Here is a 3091-nt window from a genome sequence, read left to right as displayed (position 1 = left end):
GACTGGGAGCCGGGCTTCGCCTCATCCTGCACGCCATAGACGCATACTGCGCGAACGCGGGCACCCTCGTCAGTGACCAGCACCTTCACCCAAGCATTCTCGGGCTGGGCGCTATCAAAGTACTCAACACGCACCAGCGCACCAGCAACATCGTAGGCCCAGCGCAGGGTCTCCGTACCACGAACGGCAGAAGAGAGCATCTGGGCGTCAGTGTAGGTGTACATGACCAGACCAGCGGGCGAATCCACACCGCTAATACGACCCAAATCATCACGAGTAATCTCAGTGTGCAGAGCCTCAGAAAAGTTTGCCTCAGCGGGCTGCTCGGTCACAGAGGTCATGTGCGCACCACGGTAACCAAACTCACGAACCCAAGTACCCGCCAAATCAGACACCTGCGCACGCACCAGCGCATCTACCGCGTTGTACTCGAAAGAAGACTCCACACGAGACTCAGAGGTAACGGCGGTTCCATCCAGACGGTACGCGGTGATGTCAGTCTGCTTGACCATGCGGCCAGCAGCATCATACGCATAAGCGCTCGAACCCAGAGGGTGCACAAACTCAGTGCGCAGACCATCAGCGTCGTAAGCGTAGGACAGCTCGTAGCCGCCAGTCTCGTCCATGTACGCGGTACGGAAAGACTCCGGAATCTGGGCACCAAACTCACGGCGCTGACGAACCAGACGACCCAAACGGTCATAAGACTCGACGGTCACCACGGGAGCACCAAACGCATCAACGCCCCAGAAAATAATGAGCAAAGTGCGCATGGTGGGTTCTCGTTTCGTGTGGTTGGTGAATATCCGCAAGTGCACCACCGGCAGGTGGCGTACCTTCCCCAAGGATACTCTATGTGCTTGAAAGCTCTGACAAGTTGAATTGTCGAGTACTTTGATGGTCTATGGGCTAACCAGCCAGAAGGATAACTAGGCGCAAGGTTTAGGTGAAGACTGGGCGACCATCCACCAGCAGCTGGGATTAGACCCGTATCCACCCGAGTTTCTTGGCTGACCCTGGTATGCAGAAAGCCTCTGGGCTGAGAGGTAATCTCTCAGCCCAGAGGCTTTCTCTATGCGGTGCTACATCTAAATAACGTTATTTAGATGAGGCATCAAGGATGCGCTGCAGGTGCTCCGGGATCGGCAGGTACCCCTCCCTACCGACAAGCGAGCCAATCTCATACTTGCGGGCGTAGCAGAGGATTTTGATAAGGGTATCCATCTCCTCGTAATCACCGAACTCTACGAAGAGTTCGGGGATGTACTTGGGCGGCCAAACACCGTAGCGCTCACGGAAAAGAATCATGTGGTAGATGTAGGTGGCGTCAAAGAAGACCGGGCTAAAAGCCAGGCGACGCTTACCCATCTGACTGCTACTAATCACGAAGTAACCGCCTTTACCATTAGCTTGCATATGGATTCTCGTGATGCTGCTGTAGTCAAACTCGCGGGTCTTGAACCGCCAATTCCGCCATTTCACGGAAGTCTCATTCTGCTGGACGTAGAAGGAATTAGTGTGAATAGCTAAGAACCAGAAGAACGAACCGATAATATTCATGAAAATAAATGCAGGAATATAATCAACAGGACTCTCAGTGGGAAAAGTTAGAGGCAGTAAAATGCACACCAGCAGCACGAAAGAATCTGCAGCTAGTACAGCCAGTAGCGGCTTTTTCTGTCGTTGTCCCAGAGGAATATAGCCTTTGGGTCGCACTAAACCAATCGAACCATTAGTTACAGTTTCAGCTATAAATCTATTCATTATATACCTACTTCTCACCCTTAGAGTTTTGGTAATCAACTATTAATTCGGAAAAAGATTTATCCGAGTTATTAACTACTTCTTCTCGATGATCTTTAATATAAGAGGCCATGTCTTTCAATTCATCCTTTCCCTTTGAAACTACATTATCTCGGCCTACTTCAAGCATAATTTTATCCAATTCCTTCTCTTTCTTCTCCAGTAGAGCTTTATTCTTTTCCGGGTTACGGACATATGTAATTCTAGACAAACTCGTATCATGGCTCATGCCAAGCTGTGCAATGGTGCGCGGGTCTTTTACTGAAGATCCCTCATGATACTTATTCCTCCCTGAAATACCTGCTTTGAAACCATTAGTGCCACTCCAAATTATGTCGGTTAGGCCTATTTCTCCCTTTTTTCCCCAAGTATCAATGAGATCCTGGCTAGTTTTCAAAACAGCGGGAGTTAAGGTATCAAAAGCACGCTGAATTAGAGGACGCGGCTCATCAACTTTACTCTTTTTGATCAAGTTACTCACTTTTTCAGAGGTAAAATCAAATGCATTAGTAATCTTTTCATTATTTATCTTTTGAACATAAGGGGTTATCTTATTCTTTGCTTTTAGTGCACTATCATATGTTTTTTGATATGTTTTTTCCATCGTCGAAATGAGGGTTGGAGATGCCTTTTTAGCTAACGAACCAGCGAGTGCACGAGGAGCAGCATTGGACAAACCTCCAAAGATGCCACCGCTGACGGTAGAAACCACATGCTCACGAATAGAATACTGCCCCTTATCACCAATCTTGCCGTTCACGGCATCATGGGCAAGGTTCTCAAAGCCGCCCACAAAGTTGGCTGCGACCTCGGGAATTGCATGCACGCTCGCCCTGGTCGCGAATACCTTCGCACCCTTCGACCATCCACCGGTGATAGCTTGTTCTAGAGCACCAACGGCTTTGGTGCGGCCCAAGGCAACCATCATATTACGACCCTGTCCTGCAATACCACCGCCGATAGCGCCAAAAGCTCCACCGATTGCCGCATCAATTCCAACACGTCCCCAGTTCACACGGCCATTCTCATCTCGGTTACTTGAGATTGAGGAAGCTGCCGCAAGTGAAGCGCCAGCAACAACTCCTGCAACGATAAGAGCTACCGGTCCTGCGACAATTAGACCAGCAACAGATGCAACCACACCTACAACCGTTAACGCGGTCTGAATAGCATCCGCATTACGATTCAGCCAGCCGTTCACGCCCCTATCAGCGCAGGACTCGCGATACTTCTCAAAATCCTCCACCGACACAGGTGACAAACCCCACGGATCCACCAAAGAAACCGG

At 49.7% G+C, this 3091-nt stretch carries 1 protein-coding gene and 2 pseudogenes; all 3 read right to left on the bottom strand.

Going from position 1 to position 3091, the window contains the following annotated elements; genetic code table 11:
• Positions 1-773: pseudogene (locus tag HMPREF2894_RS09200) on the bottom strand (RHS repeat domain-containing protein); the annotation flags it as partial.
• Between the two features lie 325 nt (positions 774-1098).
• Complete coding sequence (locus HMPREF2894_RS09010) at positions 1099-1386, bottom strand: hypothetical protein (protein WP_138187155.1); 288 nt, start codon at positions 1384-1386, stop codon at positions 1099-1101.
• Between the two features lie 385 nt (positions 1387-1771).
• A pseudogene (locus HMPREF2894_RS09095) lies at positions 1772-3091 on the bottom strand (hypothetical protein); the annotation flags it as partial.

This window comes from Rothia sp. HMSC066G02 (genome assembly GCF_001813145.1).
Taxonomy (GTDB): Bacteria; Actinomycetota; Actinomycetes; order Actinomycetales; family Micrococcaceae; genus Rothia.
Note: the sequence above shows the minus strand (reverse complement) of the source record. Positions and strands in the feature narration are given on the sequence as shown.